Below are 17,735 nucleotides of genomic sequence, written 5' to 3' on the forward strand. Positions count from 1 at the left end.
ATTGCTGCATGTAGGGCGCCATGTCAGAAGCCCAGCGCCTCAGGCGAGGCGCACGAAATCATTGCGAACCCGAAAGATGGGTGCGATGAGACTTCACAAAGGTTCGAACACTTCAGGGCCATACGCTGCCGTGCGCGAGCAGTGGGTCACGCCTTGAGCCAGGAGAGGACAGCGGATGAGCAAGCATAACGACAAGAACCTACGGGCCGAAGACCTGCCCTATCGCCCCTGTGTCGGCGTCATGGTGCTGAACCGCGCCGGCCTCGTCTGGGCCGGCCACCGGATCGCCGTCGGCAATTCCGAATATGACGGCTCGCCGCAGCAATGGCAGATGCCGCAGGGCGGCATCGACAAGGGCGAGGATCCGCTGAAGGCCGCCTATCGCGAGCTCTATGAAGAGACCGGCATGCGCACGGTTTCGCTGCTCGCCGAGGCACCGGGCTGGATCAACTATGACCTGCCTTCACACCTGATCGGCATCGGCCTCAAGGGCAAATTTCGTGGCCAGACGCAGCGCTGGTATGCCTTCCGCTTCGAGGGCGACGAGAACGAGATCGCCATCAACCCACCGCCGGGCGGCCACGAACCGGAATTCGACGCCTGGGATTGGAAGCCGATGCGCGACCTGCCGGAGATGATCGTACCGTTCAAGCGCAAGGTCTATGAGGAGGTCGTTGCCGCCTTCGCCCACCTGGCGCCGTAACTACGCCTTTCGCAACAGGGGCCGGGTCTGCGCTGACATCGACCTTTCGCGGGGGACCCAGCCGACAACACGCACACCGCAAAGCGATGCCCTGGCATCCGTCGCAGATTGCGAGCTGCCAGCGGACGATAGGCGGCCGCTCGCAGCGCGCGCTTTTGGTCTTGCGATTGCCGCGGCAACCCTCACCGACCGCCTGGTTCCGGTTGAGGTTTTGCCCTGCCCGGCAGCAATGCCACTCTGGGGCCGATCGCCAATATCCGGCAGGTTGGTATCGAGCAGGCGCCGGCCGGCCCGATACCAATTCGGTGCAGGGCGCATCGCCGTTTGAAGACGCATGGAGAAATGCGCTCGAGCCTGAGGGTTCACAGACCCCCACCGGGCTCTTTGAGGGTCTGCATGCGGGCGAACCGTCAGCCCGCGCGCCCATTCTTTAGAGCGTTTCCGATTTAGACGGAACCGCACAAACGCTCTATCTCTTTGTTTTTACGCATTTCCTGACGGAAAACCGCTTCGCACTTTTCCTGGAAATGCTCTAAGCGCGTCAGGCAACGGGGCGCCATAGATCGTCTTGGCCCGAAAACCAGAAAGCCGCCGAGGTGATCGGCGGCTTTCTCGTGTGAATGGTGCGAGACGCTCAGTCGATCTCGGCTTCGTTGGCCGGTGCTGCGTTGAGCTGGCCGTATTTCGCTTCGCCGATGGCTTCGAGCAGTTCGAGTTGGGTCTCGAGGAAGTCGATATGACCTTCCTCATCAGCAAGCAGCTCTTCGAACAGCTTCATGGAGACGTAGTCTCCGGCGTCATGACAGATGTCGCGTGATTTCTTGTAGGCCGTGCGGGCATCGTATTCGCCGGCGAGATCCGCCTTCAGCACTTCCTTGACGTTCTGGCCGATGCGCAGCGGTCCGACCGTCTGCAGGTTCGGATGACCTTCGAGGAAGATGATGCGCGCGACGAGCTTGTCGGCATGATGCATTTCTTCAATCGACTCGGCACGTTCCTTCTTGGCAAGGAGCGTGTAGCCCCAATCTTCGAGAAGGCGGAAATGCAGCCAGTATTGGTTGACGGCGCCGAGTTCGAGATAGAGCGCTTCGTTAAGCTGCTCGATGACCTTTTTGTCGCCTTTCAAAATCCGCCCTCCGGTTGTCTTCATGGAATTGTTTGAGGCGGGCCATGAAATCAAATATCTCGACATCCGTCGAGTCGCGACGGCCGTGATATTGCTCGGTGGTGCGGATGATGATGTCGACGACGTTGGGGAAACAGCCGCAGCAGCGACCGCGTTTTTCCATCGCGTGATAGACTTTCGCCGGCACGATCAGCTGCCAACAGTCTTCATCGAGAAGGCTGACAATCATGTCCTCGATCTCTTTTTCCGTGATGAAATTGCAGCTGCAAACCAGCATGTCGTCTTGCCTGTGAAACGCAACGTCCTGAATTCGCTCATAAAGCAAAAGAGGACATTTATTGTCAACAAAAAACTCCACAAGCGGAACTTGCACGCAGATTAGAACGAATCTAAACATGACAAAAAACATCGTATTTTCAGAATATTAGCGTAGCATTGATGACCTTTCTTTCTGTGGATTTCCGGCGATTGCCGCAGGATACTGCGACATTTTTACGCAGGAAGACCAACGTGAGTGGCCGAAATCCGGTACGGCAAGCCCAGCTCCGGAAGGACGGGTCATGAAACGGCTGTGAGGGACCGAGCCTTCGAAGCCAAGCCGAGCCCATCGTGTCTGTTCATCAATGGAAGTTGCGGCCTTTCGGCATGACGTCGGCAATTTCGGTCGCGACGGCCTGATGATCGGCGCCGGCGGCACGGCGGGCAGCCGCAAGGCGCAGTTCCTTCAGCACCTTCTTATCGCGCGCGTCGGCCGTCGGTCGCAGCACCTCGTCGGCACGATCGTTGGCGCCGAAGCGGCGCTCCTCCTTGCGCAACAGCCCGAGCATCGGGGTCATATCCTCGATATACTCCGCCACCACGTGGATGACCTCGCTTTCACGCTGGAGCCGGCCGCGGATCTTGACGAGACGCGCACCCATGATCACCGGCCGGTATTTTTCAAAAACCTTCGGCCAGACGATGGCATTGGCGACGCCGGTCTCGTCCTCGATCGTCATGAAGATCACGCCCTTGGCCGAGCCTGGACGCTGGCGAACGAGCACCAGCCCGGCAACCGTCACTCTTCGGCCGACGGGTGCCGTGGCAAGCGCGCGGTTTTCGACCAGCCCCTGCCCCGAAAACTCCGCCCGGAGGAAAGAAACCGGATGCGCCTTCAGCGAGAAGGAGAGATAGCGGTAATCGTTGATGACCTGCTCGCCCTCCAGCATCACCGGCAGCGAAACTGCCGGCTCCAGCTGGAATTCGTCCTGCGTCGCCTGCTCGAAGAGCGGCAACCGCTCGGCAGCACTTTTCTCATCCAGCGCCTTTACCGCCCAAAGCGCGTTGCGGCGATCGAGCCCGATCGAACGGAACGCATCCGCATCGGCAAGCTTCTCCAGCACGGAGCGCGGCAATCCCGAGCGCAGCCAGAGATCGCGAACCGAGGTATAGCCCCGGCCGCGATGGGCGATAAGCTTGTCCACGATCTCCATCTCTCTCAGCCCCTTGACCTGGTTGAAGCCGAGGCGGATGGCCTTTTCCGTCTTGATCACACCCAGCATGTCCCGATGGCGCGGCTCCACCGCACCACGATCATGCCCGCCCCTCTCGAGGTCCGCATCCCAATTCGAATGGTTGATATCGACAGGCAGCACCCGCACGCCATGTTCGCGCGCGTCCCGCACCAATTGGGCGGGAGCGTAAAAGCCCATCGGCTGTGAGTTCAGAAGTGCTGCGCAGAAGACATCGGGATAATAGGTCTTCAGCCATGAAGAGACATAGACGAGCAGCGCGAAGGACGCAGCATGGCTTTCGGGAAAGCCGTATTCGCCAAAGCCTTCGATCTGCTTGAAGCAACGTACGGCGAAATCTCTGTCGTAGCCATTGTTGACCATGCCCTCGACCATCCTTTGCTCGAAGGTGTGGATGGTGCCGGTTCGCTTGAAGGTCGCCATTGCCCGCCTGAGCTGATCGGCCTGGCCCGGCGTGAAATTTGCCGCGGTAATAGCGATCTGCATCGCCTGTTCCTGGAACAAAGGCACACCAAGGGTCCGCTCCAGAACCACTTCCAGCTCCTTGCTCGGATATTCGATGGGTATGTTGCGATTGCGCTGCTCCCGCCGCTTCAGATAGGGATGCACCATGTTGCCCTGGATCGGTCCGGGCCGCACGATCGCCACCTCGATGACGAGATCATAGAAGACACGAGGCCTGAGCCGCGGCAGCATGCTCATCTGAGCCCGGCTCTCGATCTGGAAGACGCCGATCGTATCGGCCCGGCAGATCATGTCGTAGACGTCATCCTGCTCATCCTTGAACAGCGTGTGCAGGTCTTTCCTCACGCCGTAATGCCGCTCCATCAGCTTGAACGCCCGGGCGATGCAGGTCAGCATGCCGAGCGCCAGCACGTCGATCTTCAGGATCTTCAGCGTATCGAGGTCGTCCTTGTCCCACTCGATCATGTAGCGGTCGGGCATCGCCGTGTTCATGATCGGCACCACCTCGTCGAGCCGATCGCGGGTGATGACGAAACCGCCGACATGCTGAGAGAGATGGCGGGGAAAGCTCATCAGCGCGGTGGCATAGTCGAGCACTCGCACCGTCGTTGGATCCTTGACATCGAGACCGGCGGCCTTGGCCTCCCGTTCCGACAGGTCGGCGGCCGACCAACCCCAGACCGAACCGGCAAGCGCCGATTGCACGTCCTCGGAAAAGCCGAAGGCTTTGGCCGTTTCGCGACCGGCCGACCGCGCCCGGTAGCTGATGACGGCGGCCGTAAGCCCCGCATGCTCCTTGCCGTACGTCCTATAGATATGCTGGATCACCTCTTCCCGCTTCTCGTGCTCGAAATCGACATCGATATCCGGCGGCTCGTCACGCTCCGTCGACAGGAACCGGTCGAAAAGCAGCGTCGTCGAAAGCGGATCGACCTCGGTGATGGCAAGGCAGTAGCAGACCGTCGAATTTGCCGCCGAGCCGCGGCCCTGGCAGAGAATGTCGACGCTTCGCGCATATTCCATGATGTTGCGCACGGTGAGGAAGTAGGGCTCATAGCGCTTGCTGGCGATCAGCTCGAGCTCGTATTCGATCTGGGTCGAGACCTTCGCGGGAATGCCTTCGGGATAACGCACATGGGCGCCTTCCATCGTCAGCCGCCTGAGGGTCTGTGTCGTCGTCTCGCCTGCAAAACTCTCATCGGGATATTGGTATTCGAGTTCCGCCAAAGTGAAATTCAGCCGGCGGAAAAAATGCCCGGTATTGGCGATCGCCTCGGGGTAGTCGCGAAAGATGCGCGCCATTTCCGCCGGTGGTTTCAGATGGCGTTCGGCATTCGCCTGAAGCCGGAACCCCGCCTGCGCCACCGTCACATGCTCGCGTATGGCGGTGACGATATCGGCCAGCGGCCGGCGCGCCGGCGCGTGAAACAGCGGACTGTTGGTGGCGATCAGCCTCGTGCCCACGTTGCGGGCGATGGTCGCCAGCCCGGCAAAGACAAGCTGATCGAAACCGTCATAGCGCGGCACCAGCGCCAGATAGAGCCGGTCGGCAAAATGCGGCTTCAGCCGCTTGAGAAATTCCGCAAGGTTTTTAGCCTCCGACGCCCCGATCACCGGGTCGGGCAGGACGGCAATCAGGATATCCTCGCCCCATTCGACAAGGTCGGTCTCGTAGAGCGTACAGGTGCCTTTCTTCGCCCGCAGGTTTCCAGCACTCAGCATGCGGCAGAGATTGCCCCAGCCCCGACGGTTGCGCGGATAGGCGAGCACATCCGGGATGTCTTCGGCAAAGGAAAGCCGGGCGCCGGGCTGGAAGGAAAACGCCTCCACCTTGGCCTGCGCATGAGCGCGCACCACGCCCGCCACCGTATTGCGATCGGCAACGCCAAGGCCGGAAATACCAAGGCGGCTGGCGGCAACGATCATTTCGCCCGGATGGGAGGCTCCTTCGAGGAAGGAGAAATTCGACCAGGCGCCGATCTCGAAATAGGGCGTGCTCATGCGAAGACCCCATGCATGAACCAGCGCGGCTGTGCGGGCCCGCCATAATGCCCTTCTCGAAACAGCCAGAAGCGCCGGCCTTTTTCATCCTCCACCCGGAAATAATCCCGCTCGGCCGCCTTTTCGCCATCGACCCACCATTCGGCCGCGATCCGTTCAGGACCCTCGGCGCGCGCTATGCGATGAAGGCTCCGCCGCCAGCGAAAGCTTCTGGGCGGGCCCTCCGGCACCTCGGCCACCGCCTCCACCGGCTCCGGACTTTGGAACAGCCGCTGCGGTCGAACGGAAGCCATCCTAAGGCAGGCCGGAACAGTGGAAGCGGCTTCCTCGACCGTCTTCAGCATTTCCACATCCGCAAGCGGCTGAAAGGCGGCGGCACGCTCCGGCACGTGGCTCTGCGACAGGACGGGCAGAAACAGGCTTTCTGCGCCCAGCCGCGCCATGACCCTGTCGGCAAAGGCCGCAAGCGGCTGCTGCCGATCCGGCGTGCCGGAAAAATCCTCCTGCATCACCTCGTATTTTTCGCTTTTGGGAACCGACAGCCGCAGGATCTCGAAACCGAAACCGGCATCGAGATCCTCGTGCACCGCCTGCAGCCGCTCGCGGAAAAGGCCGGCAATGCGGCTCGGTTCAATCAGCGGCGAAGACGTTCCGGCAGCGATGCGAAAGACCCGGCCGTCGACGCGAAACAGCAGCAGTTCGAACAGCCGTCCGCCTTCGCCGCGCTTTTCCAGCTCCGGCTTCAGCCTTGCTGCCAGCTCCTGCGTCAGGCCGAGAATATCGTCCTCACCCTGGACCGGCTCGGAAAGCCGCCGCTCGGCCGAGAGGCTGGCAACGGGGAGCCGCGGCGAGAGCGGCTCGTCCTCCAGCCCCATGGCCTGATCGAGGCGCAGGAGCAGAATGGATCCGAAGCGGCGGGCAAGCGGCGCCCGCGGCGCCTCGATGATATCGCCGACCTGCTTGAGCCCGACCCGGCCGAGCGTTTCGATCATGTCGACTGGAAGCCTGAGGGCAGCCATCGGCAGTGGCGCAAGCACGCGTACGGCCTCCTCCGGAGCGATCACGCTTTGCGAGCCGAAGCGCGCCACCGCCCAGGAAAGCCCTGCCGAAGACGAGATCGCCGCACGCGCCTCGATGCCGAGATGAAAGAGCCGGGCGAGCAGGTCGTCGAGAAGCGATTTCTCGCCGCCGAGAAGATGGGCGCAGCCGGTAATGTCGAGATAAAGGCCGCTTTCGCCGTCGAGCGCCACCAGCGGCGTGTAGCGGCTGCACCAGTCCGCAAGCCCTTCCAGAAGGGCGCGATCCGCCGCCCGGTCGGCGGGCAGCACATCGACCTCGGGACACATGGCCCGCGCCTCGGCAACGCCCTGGCCCAACTGGAATCCTGATTTCTCGGCAAGGCCATCGAGCGCGACGAGGCGCATCGCATTCCTGACCCGGTCGGCAAAGACGACAGGCGGATGATCAGGACGCCCGCGGGAAAGCCAGGAGGTTCCCCAGCGGCTCCGCGCCACCCGGTCGGCCGGAAGATGCGGAAAGTCGAGCGACAGAATGCGCTGGTTGTGGGTCTGCCGCAGCAGCGGCTGGTAGGGGCTCGACGGGGTAAAAGCGGCGGTCATGGGGGTTCCACTCCAGGAAGAGGCCGACGGGAGCAGGAGACCTGCTTTTTTCGGCAATGACGTGAAAGACGGGATGGCCGATGCTGCCGCAAAGCATCGAACCGTCAGGGAGGGCGCGCTCGCGGGCGGGCGCCGGTTCGATATGAAGCCGGAAGAAGGCGCTGCTCGCCTCCTCGTGACCGGACTGACGCAGAAGAAGAAGAGGAATGCGTCCGGCGCGCGCGCGAACATGCAGGCGCCGGCTTTCGCTCAAGGCCAGCGATGCCGGATTGCCGCGAATTTCGAGAATGACGGCACAGAAGGCCGGGACGGAAAGCGCCGTCTCGGCGATCCACAGCGCGTCCTTCACCGTGCGCGGCAGGCTGAGGATCAGGCTTCGAATGTCGAGCCCGTAAGCCTTGAGACCAAGACCGTAGGGCAGGCCGGCCTCGGTCGAGGCCAGCGACTGGCTGACCCACAGAACCGGTGCCCCGGCATCGCCCTTTTGCTGGCGCGCCTGCTGACAAAGGGCGCTGAGCGCGGTTGCAAAACCGGCCGCAGCGCCGGCATCGCGCGTCTCGGAATTGCGGATCTCGGTCATACCCTCGAGCGGCAGGCCGCCCTCGAGGATATCGTCGAGTTCGGGAATGCCGAGCGGCAGGACCTTGCGGCCGGAGGACTGGTGACCTTCTTCCTTGCGCCGAAAGCCTGCGGGATCGGCCGCCTTGACCGCCTTCACGACGCCCGCAAGCCTGCGATTTTCGATCCTGGCTATGGTTTCGCGAAGCGAAAGAACGGTCTCCCGCTGCACGGCGTTCTCGGCCATGACGGTCAACTCCCATTTAAGATGTTCCTGTTATGTTCTTATAGATTCCAGAGCTGACCACATGAGTCAACAGCCAAGTTTAAGAATTTATTCCTCGCCCACCCCAGCCGGAATTCAACACTCGAAAAACAAAGGCAAAATCGCTATATGGAGGGCAACAAGGAGTGCCTATGGCCCGCATTGACCAGACCGATGATTGGCGGGAACGCCACGCACCGACGCTCACGACATTCGAACAACTCGCAGTGGAAGCCTACAGCCACCTGCCGCAGGAGTTCCGCCAACTGACGACCGACCTCATCATCGAGGTTGCCGATTTTCCAAGCGACGACGTCTTCGAGGACATGGCGCTGGAGACGCCGTTCGACCTGCTCGGCCTGTTCGAAGGCCGTGGCATCAGCGAACGTTTCACCATGGAGACAGGTGAGTTTCCGAACCGGATCATCCTTTATCGCCGCCCGATCATCGACTATTGGGCGGAAAACGAGGAAACGCTGGGCGACATCATCACCCATGTGCTGATCCACGAGATCGGCCACCATTTCGGCCTCTCCGACGACGATATGGAACGGATCGAGGCGAGCGTGGAGCACGTGGGCAACTAAGCCCCCATCCGCTCCGAGGCAGAGCCCCCGAAAAACAATCGGAAAACAAAAAAACGCTCCGGCCGGAAAGTCGAAGCGTTCCTGCTTTTTACTGTTCCGACAGCTTGATGTCGGGGTGGTAGTCCTTGCCTTCGACTTCCTTGAATACGGCCTGTCCGCATTGCATGTGCTGCGTATCCGCATTGAAGGCGTAGGTCGGTGAGCCGTGCAGGGACCAACCCTGGTTCAGTGCCGCCGTCACCTTATGGCAGAAGGACGCATCGTCGGGGCCGGTGAGGAAGCGGTAAAGTTTCAAAATCTTGCCTTTCGTTTTTCAATCATCTCCGCCTTGGCGGCGAGCTTCAGGGCCTGATCGAGATGCAGCCGCTCGATCATTCGGCCATGAAGATTGATGACACCTTTTTCCGCGTTCTCCGGCAGCGCGAAGGCGGCGATGATGGCGCGCGCCTCGTCGACGGCCGCCTGCTCGACGCCGAAGCGTTCGTTGGCCGGGCCGATCTGCAGCGGGTGGATCAGCATCTTGCCGTCATAGCCCATGTCGCGCCCCTGCCGGCACTCCTCGTCGAAACCGTCGGCGTCACGGAAATCGTTGAACACCGCATCGATGACGTCGAGACCGCTCCCGCGTGCGGCCAAAAGGATCTGCATCAGCCAGGGGATGAGGTACGGACGGCCGGGCCGGTCGGGAACACCGGTTTCCTTGCGCAGGTCGTTGAGGCCGACGACGAAACAATCGAGCCTGCCGCCGAAGGTGCGGCCGGTCTCGGCGATAACAGGCGCATTGACGACACCGCGCGGCGTTTCGATCATCGCCCAGAGACGCAACGCCTCCGGCGCATCGTTATCGGCCAGCCAGTCGGCGACGATCTGGATATCGGCCGGACTTTCGACCTTGGGCAGCAGGATTGCGTCAGGCTTTGCCGAAACGGCCGCCGCCAGATCCTGCTGGCCGAAGCCCGATCCGAGCGCATTGATGCGGATGATGACCTCACAATCCGGCCTGTTTTCGACGAGGTGGCGAACGAGGCCGTCCCGCGCCTCGGCCTTGCGCTCCGGCGCCACCGCATCCTCAAGGTCGAAGATCGCGGCATCGGCCGCAAGTTCCGCAACCTTGGCCAGTGCGCGGGCATTGTCGGCCGGCACTGAAAGCACCGAACGGCGCAGGCGAACGGGGTGATGTTCGATCGATTTTGTCATGCGGCCAGTTGTGCCCGCCTTTCCTTTTTTCCGCAAGACGAGGCGAACGGCCGCACCCCTCTTGCAAGCGGCGGCGGCAACACCCACATCCCGAGCAGAAAGGTGACGATCATGCAAAGCATACGTTCTGTTCTTTTTACGGCTCTCGCCATCACCATTACGCTGGCAGCCTTCGTCTTCACCGCATCGCTTGCGCTTGCGCTCGCCGGCATCGCCGCCGTTGTCGCGATCGGCAGCGCCATTGCCGCCCGGCTGAACCTGAAGCAGGCTCGAGCAACGGCCCGCCCGACCTCCGGCGCCGCCCCGCGCGAAATGCGCATCTGGAACGACGGTCGCGGCACGATCATCGATCTCTAGGCATCGATCTCCAGAGCGTTTCCGGTTTAGACGACGTCGCGGAAGCGCTCTATCTCCTTGTTTCTACGCACTTCCTGACGGGAACCGCTTCGCATTTTTCCCGAAATGCTTGAGTCTGCCCGACGCGGCAGCCCAATCTCGCTCGATTTTTTTGCGACACCCGTGTCGGCAAGACCCGCTTGCGTTCGTCCTTGGGTCAGGCCAGCAAAGGTCATGGCCACTGCATCATTCCCTCAACAGGAGCATGACATGGACAGCACGACGCAGAAAACAGACGCAAACCAGCTGCCGAAGGCCCTCAACGGCCTGGTGCCTTATCTCCAGGTCGACGGCGCGGCCAAGGCGGCGGAATTCTACAAGCACGCCTTCGGCGCAAAGGAAGCCTATCGGCAACCGGTCGACGACCAGGGCCGGACGATGCATATCCATCTCCACATCAACGGCAGCTCGCTGATGCTCAGTGACGCCTATCCGGAATACGGCCATGCCCTGGAAAAGCCGCAGGCCTTCAGCCTGATGCTGCCGGTCGACGACATCGACGCGTGGTGGAGCCAGGCGGTCGCCGCCGGCGCCGAAGTCGTGATGCCGATCGAATTGATGTTCTGGGGCGATCGCTACGGGCAGCTGCGCGACCCCTTCGGCGTGCTCTGGGCGCTGAACGCCCCAGTAAAAGCAGGCTAGAGTCAAGACAGGCTGAGACCGAAGCCAGACACCGGCCGATTTCGGCAAAACCCTCGGGCAAGGCGCCCAACGGATAAAACAACCGCGACAACACTTGCCGGGCAGGCGATTTCACCCGCCCGGCAAGCATCTTCGGGATAGATTTTCCTTCATTTCGGCGCAAAACTGATCTAAACGCTTACGCAACATTTCGCTGAAATCGAAGGCCTGAAGTTATGGAAAAGTTCGTCAAGCTCACCGGCGTCGCCGCTCCCCTCCCCGTCGTCAACGTCGACACGGACATGATCATTCCGAAGGATTACCTGAAGACGATCAAGCGCACCGGCCTCGGCACCGGACTTTTCGCCGAAGCGCGCTACAACGAGGACGGCTCGGTCAACCCGGATTTCGTGCTCAACAAGCCCGCCTACCAGAACGCCAAGATCCTGGTCGCCGGCGACAACTTCGGCTGCGGCTCCTCGCGCGAGCACGCACCGTGGGCGCTTCTCGACTTCGGCATCCGCTGCGTGATCTCGACCTCGTTCGCCGACATCTTCTACAACAACTGTTTCAAGAACGGCATCCTGCCGATCGTCGTCAGCCCGGAGAACCTGGACAAGCTGATGGACGACGCCTCGCGCGGCTCCAACGCCATCCTCTCGGTCGACCTGGAATCCCAGGAAATTACTGGTCCGGACGGCGGCACGGTCAAGTTCGAGGTCGATGCCTTCAAGCGCCACTGCCTGCTGAACGGCCTCGACGACATCGGCCTGACGCTGGAGAAGGCAACGGCCATCGACAGCTTCGAAAAGTCGACCACCGCCTCGCGCCCCTGGGCGTGAGCGACGGGATGACGCGCAAGCTCATCTCTTCCGGTTCGCCCTTCGAGAAGACGGCAGGCTATTCGCGTGCCGTCGCCAAGGGCGACTGGTGTTTCGTCTCCGGCACCACCGGCTACGACTACGCCACCATGACCATGCCGGAAACGGTGGAAGAGCAGGCGCACAATTGCCTGAAGACGATCGAGGGCGCGCTGAAAGAGGCGGGCTTCTCGCTCTTAGACGTGGTGCGCAATCACTACTACGTCACCGATGCCAGTTTCGCCGACCGGGTTTTTCCGATCTTCGGCGAGATGTTCGGCGAAATCCGCCCTGCCGCCACCATGATCGTCTGCGATCTCATCCGCCCGGAAATGCTGATCGAGATCGAGGTTACCGCCTTCCGCGGCTGACGTCTGACGGGTCGCAGCCAGCGGCAGTGACACCTGCACCGCTTATGCGCTACTGCAGAAGCATGACGACGGCCCTCGCCCGCAGGACCGTTTTCCGCATCACTATGACCGGAAGAAGCCCATGCAATTCGAAGGCACCGCCGACTATATCGCCGACAAGGACCTGATGATCGCCGTCAACGCCGCGATCCGGCTGGAACGGCCACTGCTCGTCAAGGGCGAGCCCGGCACCGGCAAGACCGAGCTTGCGCGGCAGGTTGCAGCTGCTCTGGGACTCGACCTGATCGAATGGAACGTCAAGTCGACGACCAAGGCGCAGCAGGGACTTTACGAATATGACGCCGTCTCGCGCCTGCGCGACAGCCAGCTCGGCGACGAGCGCGTCAACGACGTCAAGAACTACATCCGCAAGGGCAAGCTTTGGCAGGCCTTCGAGGCCGGGAAGCGTGTGGTGCTCTTGATCGACGAAATCGACAAGGCCGACATCGAGTTTCCGAACGACCTGCTGCAGGAACTCGACCGGATGGAGTTCCACGTCTACGAGACCAACGAGACGATCCACGCCCGCCAGCGGCCGATCGTCGTCATCACCTCCAACAACGAGAAGGAACTGCCGGACGCTTTTCTGCGCCGCTGCTTCTTCCACTATATCCGCTTTCCCGACGCAGACACGCTCGCCCGCATCGTCGAGGTGCACTATCCCGGCATCCGCAAGACGCTGCTTTCGGCAGCCCTTGCCGCCTTCTACGATATCCGCCAGGTGCCGGGGCTGAAGAAGAAGCCCTCGACCTCCGAAGCGCTCGACTGGATCCGCCTGCTCGTCGCCGACGAGATCGACCCGGCCGACCTGCGCGCCGATCCAAAGACCATGCTGCCGAAGCTGCACGGCGCGCTTCTCAAGAATGAGCAGGACGTCCACCTTTTCGAGCGCCTGGCCTTCATGGCACGCCGCGACGGATGAGACCGGCCAACAAGGTCCTGATCTACGCCACCTGGCGAGGGCATCTGCTCGTCTTCGACGAGCCGGACTTTCCCGATGTAGATCTGCAGGTCCCGGGCGGCACGATAGAACCGGGAGAAAGCCCTGAAGCGGCGGCCTTCCGCGAATTTGTCGAGGAGACCGGGCTGACGCCGCCGCCGGCATTATTGCCATTTAAAACGCAGGACTATCACTTCACGCAGAACGGCCGGAAAATCTGCCATCGCCGGCACTATTTCCATGGGCCGTTAGCCGGCGAACAAAAGGAACCCTGGCTGCACCGCGAAATGACGCCGGAGAGCGGTGGCCCGCCGATCCGCTTTCGCTTCTTCTGGCTCAGTCAGAGCGAGGCCGGCAAGCGGCTGGGATATGGCATGCAGAACGGTCTGGACTTGCTGCACCTAGCAACAGATTGCCCCTCACCCTAACCCTCTCCCCGCAAGCGGGGCGGGGGAACGCGGCGACCGCAACCTCATCACCTGCTGTAAGCCTGAAAGGGAGCCGAACGGCCGCGGCAATGTCCCTTCTCCCCGCCTGCGGGGAGAAGGTGGCGGCAGCCGGATGAGGGGCCAACCCACACGAATCGTTTTTCATTGACCCCCGCGGCCTTGCCGCGCTATCAAACAATCCGTGGTGATTTGGCCGGCCGGCTTGCAGCCACGTTAAACAAATCGCTAAAGGGCCGAGGAAACGTGGATTTTCCGAGGACCGGTCGCGATCAATCGCCGCCGGTTTTTTTGTATTGATCGAGTGGAAGCCCCATGCCCATCAAGATACCCGATACGCTGCCCGCATTCGAGACCCTCGCGACCGAGGGCGTGCGGGTGATGACCGAGACCGTGGCGATCCGTCAGGATATCCGCCCGCTCCAGATCGGGCTGCTGAACCTCATGCCGAACAAGGTCAAGACCGAGATCCAGATGGCGCGCCTCATCGGCGCCTCGCCGCTGCAGGTCGAGCTGTCGCTGATCCGCATCGGCGCGCACCGCGCGAAGAACACCTCCGAGGAACACCTGCTTGCCTTCTACGAGACCTGGGAGGAGGTGAAGGCCCGCAAGTTCGACGGCTTCATCATCACCGGCGCCCCGGTCGAAACGCTGGAATACGAGGACGTCACCTATTGGGACGAACTCAAGCGCATCCTCGACTGGACGACGACCAACGTGCATTCGACGCTGAACGTCTGCTGGGGCGCGATGGCGGCGATCTATCATTTCCATGGCGTGCCGAAATATCCGCTGAAGGAGAAGGCTTTCGGCGTCTACCGCCACCAGAACCTGCAGCCCTCCTCCGTCTATCTCAACGGCTTTTCCGACGATTTCGCCGTGCCGGTGTCGCGCTGGACCGAAGTGCGCCGCGCCGACATCGATGCGGTGCCCGACCTTGAGATCCTGATGGAATCGAAGGAGATGGGTGTGTGCCTCGTGCACGAGAAGAAGGGCAAGCGCCTCTACATGTTCAATCACGTAGAGTATGATTCCACTTCGCTATCGGACGAATATTTCCGGGATGTGGATGCGGGCGTACCGATCAAGATGCCGCATGACTACTTCCCGCACAATGATTCAACCCTGCCGCCGCAGAACCGCTGGCGCAGCCATGCGCATCTTTTCTTCGGCAACTGGATCAACGAGATGTACCAGACGACGCCCTACGAAATGGACCTGATCGGCAGGAACGAAAGCTAGGGCCGGAGCCGCGGATGTTCATCCCCTTCTTCCTCGAATTGAAGGCCGCGAAGATCCCGGTGACGCTCCGGGAATTCCTGTCCTTGATCGAGGGCATGGAGGCGGGCATTGCCACCTTCGATATCGAGGCGTTCTATTTTCTCGCACGCACGGCATTGGTGAAGGATGAGCGCCATATCGACCGCTTCGACGGCGTATTCCGGCATTGTTTTTCCGGCCTTGAGGCCATCAATCCGCCAGACGAGTTCGCGCAGGGTGAAATCCCCGAAGAGTGGTTGCGCAAGCTTGCCGAAAAATATCTGACCGAGGAAGAGAAGCGCCTGGTCGAAAGCCTTGGCGGCTTCGAGACCCTGATGGAGACCTTGCGCCAGCGGCTCAGCGAACAGGAAGGGCGCCACCAGGGCGGCGCCAAATGGATCGGCACCGCCGGCACCTCACCCTTCGGCGCCTATGGCTACAATCCCGAAGGTGTGCGCATCGGCCAGGACGGCTCGCGGCACCGGCGCGCGGTCAAGGTGTGGGACCGGCGCGAATTCAGGGATTACGACGACACGGTCGAACTCGGCACGCGCAACATCAAGGTGGCGCTCAAACGGCTCAGGCGCTGGGTGCGCCAGGGTGCTGCCGACGAACTCGACCTCTCCGGCACGATCCGCGCCACCGCCGAGCACGGCTATCTCGATGTCGTCACCCGGCCGGAACGGCGCAATGCTATCAAGCTCTTGATGTTCTTCGACGTCGGCGGTTCGATGGACGACCATATCCGCATCGTTGAGGAGCTGTTTTCGGCGGCACGCGGCGAATTCCGCCACATGGAGCACTTCTACTTCCACAATTGCGTCTACGAAGGCCTGTGGAAGGACAATCGCCGCCGGCGCGCCGACATCACCCGCACGGCGGAGCTGCTGCGCACCTTCGGCAGCGACTACCGCGCGATCTTCGTCGGCGACGCATCGATGAGCCCCTATGAGATCAGCCACCCCGGCGGTTCGGTCGAGCATTGGAACGACGAGGCCGGCGGGCTCTGGCTCTCGCGTATCGCCGCCCATTTTCCCCGGTCTATCTGGCTCAATCCGGTTGCCGAGCAGCATTGGGGCTACACTCAGTCGATCGGCATGATCAGGAGCCTCGTAGGCGGACGGATGTTTCCCTTGACGCTTGCCGGACTGCAGGACGCGACGAAACAACTATCACGCTGAATCTACCGCAGAAAATCTCGATTTCCGGTTGCCGATCCACCTGAAATGACGCAGGTTGCTTGTCGTGAGGACTGCATGTTTCCGTAAATCGTAGAGCATCCCGCTTTCAAGTGGAATCACTGAAAGCGGATAAGATGCTCTAGAATCAAAGTGCTAGAGCGTCCTTTGTGTGTTCATCTGAACGCACGGCGCTCTAGCCGATTTAAGGATACAACATGCAGCAGTTCTAGAGTGTACAGCGACCTTTGCGCGTCTGCTAAGACGCGCGGCGCTGTGGGGGAGCCAGGCGATGGACAAGCATGCGGATACGGAAATCTTCGGACACCTGCCATCGGGTGAGCCGGTTCATCGTGTCGTGCTCTCCGGTGGTGGCCTTACTGCCTATATCCTCACCTGGGGCAGCGTGATCCAGGATCTGCGGCTGGATGGCCATGAGCCGCCGCTGGTGCTCGGGTTCACCGATCTCGAAAGCTATCTCGACCATTCCCCCTATTTTGGCGCGACGCCCGGCCGCTGCGCCAACCGTATTGGCGACGGTCGCTTCACGCTCGACGGCAAAACCTACCAGCTCGAATGCAATGAAAAAGGTGTGACCCACCTGCATGGCGGCAGCGACAACATCGGCAAGCGCAACTGGACGATCGTCAGCCACACACCGGACAGCGTCACGTTGGCGATCACCGACCCGGACGGCCGCGCCGGCTATCCCGGCAGCTGCCAGATCCGCTGCACCTACCAGCTCAAAGCCGGCGGCGTGCTCAGTGTCGTCTACGAGACGGAGACCGATCGGCCGACACTCGCCAATGTCTGCCAGCACAGCTATTTCAATCTCGATGGCGGCACGGACGCGCTTGGCCACGACATCATGATCGCCGCCGACCATTATCTGCCGACCAACGAGTTCCAGGTCCCGACGGGCGAAATCCGCCCGGTCGAAGGCACCGCCTTCGATCTCAGGGAAATGACCTCGCTCAAGCGCCAGACCGAGGGCGAACGCATCGCCTACGACCACAATTTCTGCCTTTCGCCGGAGCGCATGGCAAAACACTCAGTCGCCTTTGCCCGCAGCCTCAATTCCGGCGTGACGATGGAAGTGCTGACGACCGAGGCTGGCGTCCAGCTCTATACCGGCTTCAAGCTCGACGTGCCGGTGCCCGGCCTCGAAGGACGCCGCTACGGCGCCTTTGCCGGTTTCTGCCTTGAAACCCAGGTGTGGCCGGACGCGGTCAATCACGAGGGCTTTCCGAACGCGGTTCTGCGCCCCGGCGAACTCCGCCGCCAGGAAACCGACTATGTCTTCATGAAGAGCTGACAGGCGAGCGCATCGGCGCTGACAGCAGAGACAAGACGGCTGCTGCGTTTCGCCCGGGGCGAATGCATTGGCCGAAGCCAAAAGCATTTACAAGTAAAATGGTTGGGAAAATTGGAGCGGGTGAGGCGATTCGAACGCCCGACCCCAACCTTGGCAAGGTTGTGCTCTACCCCTGAGCTACACCCGCTCATTACCTCGGTCCGGGGGTAGTCGGTGGACCGTGGGTGCCGCGCTGTCTTGCGGCGACGGGCGCTATATGGCCTAAGCGATTTTGGAA

General features: G+C 61.4%; 18 protein-coding genes, 1 tRNA gene and 1 riboswitch. Of the genes, 11 read left to right on the forward strand and 8 right to left on the reverse strand.

The genetic code is table 11. The annotated features are described in order from the left end of the window. The first annotated feature begins 175 nt into the window (after window positions 1-175). Window positions 176-703, forward strand: a complete 528-nt coding sequence (locus tag ASD00_RS29925; protein ID WP_025425132.1) for an RNA pyrophosphohydrolase — start codon at window positions 176-178, stop codon at window positions 701-703. Window positions 704-1,337: 634 nt separating this feature from the next. On the opposite strand, the gene bfr is transcribed toward ASD00_RS29925, so the two are convergent. The 5 genes from bfr to ASD00_RS42150 all read right to left on the reverse strand — a co-directional run bounded on the left by bfr (window position 1,338) and on the right by ASD00_RS42150 (window position 8,230). Then, window positions 1,338-1,829 carry a bacterioferritin gene (gene bfr / locus ASD00_RS29930; protein WP_057210896.1) on the reverse strand — a complete coding sequence of 164 codons (492 nt, stop codon included), beginning with the start codon at window positions 1,827-1,829 and terminating at the stop codon, window positions 1,338-1,340. Next, entirely contained in the window at window positions 1,795-2,208 is a 414-nt protein-coding gene (locus ASD00_RS39455) for a (2Fe-2S)-binding protein (protein ID WP_239637581.1), read from the reverse strand. The genes bfr and ASD00_RS39455 overlap by 35 nt, the downstream gene beginning before the upstream one ends. Window positions 2,209-2,449: 241 nt before the next feature. Continuing rightward, window positions 2,450-5,806, reverse strand: coding sequence for an error-prone DNA polymerase (locus ASD00_RS29940; RefSeq protein WP_038575756.1), 3,357 nt, complete (start codon window positions 5,804-5,806; stop codon window positions 2,450-2,452). Continuing rightward, window positions 5,803-7,320 carry a DNA polymerase Y family protein gene (locus ASD00_RS29945; protein ID WP_239637582.1) on the reverse strand — a complete coding sequence of 506 codons (1,518 nt, stop codon included), beginning with the start codon at window positions 7,318-7,320 and terminating at the stop codon, window positions 5,803-5,805. The genes ASD00_RS29940 and ASD00_RS29945 overlap by 4 nt, the downstream gene beginning before the upstream one ends. After that, window positions 7,271-8,230 carry a hypothetical protein gene (locus ASD00_RS42150; RefSeq protein WP_025425136.1) on the reverse strand — a complete coding sequence of 320 codons (960 nt, stop codon included), beginning with the start codon at window positions 8,228-8,230 and terminating at the stop codon, window positions 7,271-7,273. Before ASD00_RS42150 ends, ASD00_RS29945 begins: the two co-directional genes overlap by 50 nt. A 170-nt stretch (window positions 8,231-8,400) precedes the next feature. Here ASD00_RS42150 and ASD00_RS29955 point away from each other — a divergent pair, with 170 nt between their 5' ends. Continuing rightward, window positions 8,401-8,835 (forward strand): metallopeptidase family protein, encoded by a 435-nt coding sequence (locus tag ASD00_RS29955; protein WP_025425137.1) that lies wholly within the window; start codon window positions 8,401-8,403, stop codon window positions 8,833-8,835. An 88-nt stretch (window positions 8,836-8,923) separates the two neighbouring features. Here the strand turns inward: ASD00_RS29955 and ASD00_RS29960 are convergent, their stop codons facing one another. After that, on the reverse strand, window positions 8,924-9,130 hold the full coding sequence (locus ASD00_RS29960) for a DUF1737 domain-containing protein (protein ID WP_025425138.1): 207 nt from the start codon (window positions 9,128-9,130) through the stop codon (window positions 8,924-8,926). Then, window positions 9,127-10,032: a CoA ester lyase gene (locus ASD00_RS29965; RefSeq protein ID WP_025425139.1), complete on the reverse strand. Its 906-nt coding sequence runs from the start codon at window positions 10,030-10,032 to the stop codon at window positions 9,127-9,129. The genes ASD00_RS29960 and ASD00_RS29965 overlap by 4 nt, the downstream gene beginning before the upstream one ends. A 111-nt stretch (window positions 10,033-10,143) precedes the next feature. Between ASD00_RS29965 and ASD00_RS29970 the strand changes: the two genes are divergently transcribed. The 9 genes from ASD00_RS29970 to ASD00_RS30010 all read left to right on the forward strand — a co-directional run bounded on the left by ASD00_RS29970 (window position 10,144) and on the right by ASD00_RS30010 (window position 17,458). Further along, window positions 10,144-10,389 carry a hypothetical protein gene (locus ASD00_RS29970; protein WP_025425140.1) on the forward strand — a complete coding sequence of 82 codons (246 nt, stop codon included), beginning with the start codon at window positions 10,144-10,146 and terminating at the stop codon, window positions 10,387-10,389. 249 nt (window positions 10,390-10,638) lie between these two features. Next, window positions 10,639-11,070 carry a glyoxalase/bleomycin resistance/extradiol dioxygenase family protein gene (locus ASD00_RS29975; RefSeq protein ID WP_025425141.1) on the forward strand — a complete coding sequence of 144 codons (432 nt, stop codon included), beginning with the start codon at window positions 10,639-10,641 and terminating at the stop codon, window positions 11,068-11,070. A 215-nt stretch (window positions 11,071-11,285) separates the two neighbouring features. Next, window positions 11,286-11,891, forward strand: a complete 606-nt coding sequence (gene leuD, locus ASD00_RS29980) for a 3-isopropylmalate dehydratase small subunit (RefSeq protein WP_025425142.1) — start codon at window positions 11,286-11,288, stop codon at window positions 11,889-11,891. 8 nt (window positions 11,892-11,899) lie between these two features. Beyond that, window positions 11,900-12,280, forward strand: a complete 381-nt coding sequence (locus tag ASD00_RS29985; protein ID WP_025425143.1) for a RidA family protein — start codon at window positions 11,900-11,902, stop codon at window positions 12,278-12,280. 121 nt (window positions 12,281-12,401) lie between these two features. Then, on the forward strand, window positions 12,402-13,241 hold the full coding sequence (locus tag ASD00_RS29990; RefSeq protein WP_025425144.1) for a MoxR family ATPase: 840 nt from the start codon (window positions 12,402-12,404) through the stop codon (window positions 13,239-13,241). Continuing rightward, complete coding sequence (locus ASD00_RS29995) at window positions 13,238-13,687, forward strand: NUDIX domain-containing protein (RefSeq protein WP_057210853.1); 450 nt, start codon at window positions 13,238-13,240, stop codon at window positions 13,685-13,687. The genes ASD00_RS29990 and ASD00_RS29995 overlap by 4 nt, the downstream gene beginning before the upstream one ends. A 192-nt stretch (window positions 13,688-13,879) precedes the next feature. Then, window positions 13,880-13,957: riboswitch (SAM riboswitch) on the forward strand. Window positions 13,958-14,020: 63 nt separating this feature from the next. Beyond that, window positions 14,021-14,947, forward strand: coding sequence for a homoserine O-succinyltransferase (metA, locus tag ASD00_RS30000; protein ID WP_025425146.1), 927 nt, complete (start codon window positions 14,021-14,023; stop codon window positions 14,945-14,947). 14 nt (window positions 14,948-14,961) lie between these two features. Then, entirely contained in the window at window positions 14,962-16,146 is a 1,185-nt protein-coding gene (locus tag ASD00_RS30005) for a VWA domain-containing protein (protein WP_025425147.1), read from the forward strand. 289 nt (window positions 16,147-16,435) lie between these two features. After that, on the forward strand, window positions 16,436-17,458 hold the full coding sequence (locus tag ASD00_RS30010) for an aldose epimerase family protein (protein WP_025425148.1): 1,023 nt from the start codon (window positions 16,436-16,438) through the stop codon (window positions 17,456-17,458). 112 nt (window positions 17,459-17,570) lie between these two features. Here ASD00_RS30010 and ASD00_RS30015 read toward each other — a convergent pair. Then, window positions 17,571-17,645 (reverse strand) — tRNA-Gly (locus ASD00_RS30015). Window positions 17,646-17,735 lie beyond the last annotated feature (90 nt).

The sequence above is a fragment of the Ensifer sp. Root31 genome (assembly GCF_001424825.1).
Taxonomy (GTDB): Bacteria; Pseudomonadota; Alphaproteobacteria; order Rhizobiales; family Rhizobiaceae; genus Ensifer; species Ensifer canadensis.

What these genes read in the sequence shown, in the direction of transcription:
- ASD00_RS29925 (WP_025425132.1), top strand. Translation starts at nt 176, where the DNA reads ATGAGCAAGCATAACGACAAGAACCTACGGGCCGAAGACCTGCCCTAT.
- ASD00_RS29940 (WP_038575756.1), bottom strand. Translation starts at nt 5,806, where the DNA reads ATGAGCACGCCCTATTTCGAGATCGGCGCCTGGTCGAATTTCTCCTTC.
- ASD00_RS42150 (WP_025425136.1), bottom strand. Translation starts at nt 8,230, where the DNA reads ATGGCCGAGAACGCCGTGCAGCGGGAGACCGTTCTTTCGCTTCGCGAA.
- ASD00_RS29955 (WP_025425137.1), top strand. Translation starts at nt 8,401, where the DNA reads ATGGCCCGCATTGACCAGACCGATGATTGGCGGGAACGCCACGCACCG.
- ASD00_RS29965 (WP_025425139.1), bottom strand. Translation starts at nt 10,032, where the DNA reads ATGACAAAATCGATCGAACATCACCCCGTTCGCCTGCGCCGTTCGGTG.
- ASD00_RS29970 (WP_025425140.1), top strand. Translation starts at nt 10,144, where the DNA reads ATGCAAAGCATACGTTCTGTTCTTTTTACGGCTCTCGCCATCACCATT.
- ASD00_RS29975 (WP_025425141.1), top strand. Translation starts at nt 10,639, where the DNA reads ATGGACAGCACGACGCAGAAAACAGACGCAAACCAGCTGCCGAAGGCC.
- leuD (WP_025425142.1), top strand. Translation starts at nt 11,286, where the DNA reads ATGGAAAAGTTCGTCAAGCTCACCGGCGTCGCCGCTCCCCTCCCCGTC.
- ASD00_RS29985 (WP_025425143.1), top strand. Translation starts at nt 11,900, where the DNA reads ATGACGCGCAAGCTCATCTCTTCCGGTTCGCCCTTCGAGAAGACGGCA.
- ASD00_RS29990 (WP_025425144.1), top strand. Translation starts at nt 12,402, where the DNA reads ATGCAATTCGAAGGCACCGCCGACTATATCGCCGACAAGGACCTGATG.
- ASD00_RS29995 (WP_057210853.1), top strand. Translation starts at nt 13,238, where the DNA reads ATGAGACCGGCCAACAAGGTCCTGATCTACGCCACCTGGCGAGGGCAT.
- metA (WP_025425146.1), top strand. Translation starts at nt 14,021, where the DNA reads ATGCCCATCAAGATACCCGATACGCTGCCCGCATTCGAGACCCTCGCG.
- ASD00_RS30005 (WP_025425147.1), top strand. Translation starts at nt 14,962, where the DNA reads ATGTTCATCCCCTTCTTCCTCGAATTGAAGGCCGCGAAGATCCCGGTG.
- ASD00_RS30010 (WP_025425148.1), top strand. Translation starts at nt 16,436, where the DNA reads ATGGACAAGCATGCGGATACGGAAATCTTCGGACACCTGCCATCGGGT.